The organism is Bowmanella dokdonensis, assembly GCF_017254865.1.
Taxonomy (GTDB): Bacteria; Pseudomonadota; Gammaproteobacteria; order Enterobacterales; family Alteromonadaceae; genus Bowmanella; species Bowmanella dokdonensis.
The window spans coordinates 1-346 of record NZ_JAFKCV010000202.1; the positions used below are offsets into that span (position 1 = coordinate 1).

Consider the following 346-nt stretch of genomic DNA (forward strand, 5'->3'; position numbering starts at 1 on the left):
CACGGTACCCTGATCGACGGTACGGTATTCGACAGCTCTTACGAGCGCGGTCAACCTGCCGAGTTCCCGGTCGGTGGCGTGATTAAAGGCTGGACCGAAGCCCTGCAACTGATGCAGGTTGGTGCCAAATGGCGTTTATATGTACCTTATCAACTTGCCTACGGCGAGCAAGGTGCAGGCGCGGCTATTAAGCCTTTCAGCACCCTGATTTTTGACGTAGAGTTGCTGGATATTCTGTAATATCCCTGGCTGGCAATGTTGCTGGCCATACATATATTTGGCGGCGCGCCATCAGGTGCGCCGCTGCAAGGATGAATAATGCGTAACCTGCTATGGATAATGGCCT

The 346-nt window shown here is 53.2% G+C and carries 1 protein-coding gene; it reads left to right on the forward strand.

The genetic code is table 11. The features are described from left to right. Window positions 1-240 (forward strand): FKBP-type peptidyl-prolyl cis-trans isomerase (locus J0A66_RS22240; RefSeq protein ID WP_206576008.1); only part of this gene is annotated, 240 nt, incomplete at its 5' end. Window positions 241-346: the final 106 nt, after the last annotated feature.